At 68.3% G+C, this 634-nt stretch carries 1 protein-coding gene; it reads right to left on the reverse strand.

What is annotated here, in order from left to right; genetic code table 11:
- Positions 1-217 (reverse strand): hypothetical protein (locus IF89_RS39490; RefSeq protein WP_043194919.1); only part of this gene is annotated, 217 nt, incomplete at its 3' end.
- Between the last annotated feature and the right edge of the window lie 417 nt (positions 218-634).

Here is a 634-nt window from a genome sequence, read left to right on the forward strand (position 1 = left end):
GGCCCTCTTCGGTGTCGACGAAGGGCAGGCCCAGGCCCATGCCCGCGCCCAGGCCCTGCCGGTCCACCCCCAGACCCGACAACTCCTGGTCATACGACAACACCAGACCGAACCCAGATTCACCGCGCCCCGCCGTCGCCAGCAGCGGCACCTTCAGGGAGTAGCGGCCGGTCCGCGCGTCCACCGCGCCGCCGGCCTCCTCACCGGGGGCGAACACACCGGACACGGTGCCGGAAGCCCCCGGCACCGCTGACGCCGCGGCTGCGGCTGCCGAGCGGGAGCCGGGAGCGGCAAAGGCCTCACCCGCGCTCTCCCCGGCGACGGTGCCGGCCGCGGCCAGGACAAGCAGCCCTGCTACGCCGTTCCGGCGGACACGACGCACAGCACCAACAGAAGACACAGCACAACCCCAAGCGCACAGGCGGACCAGATATTCACCGGCTCAGGAGACCAGTGCCGGAAGCATTTGTCTCTCCTCCGAACAGCCCGAGAGCGCTTTGCATTGACCGATCGCCATTTTGCGCTCAATTGGGTGCTAGTGCCGCATCAGAGAGCCTTTGCCCTGTTTCTCGGTGAGAGGATCACTGGCAAGCGCCGGGACTGACTGTCTCGGATCGAACGGGCGGGGAGACAT

This window comes from Streptomyces sp. NRRL F-2664 (assembly GCF_000719345.1).
Taxonomy (GTDB): domain Bacteria; phylum Actinomycetota; class Actinomycetes; order Streptomycetales; family Streptomycetaceae; genus Streptomyces.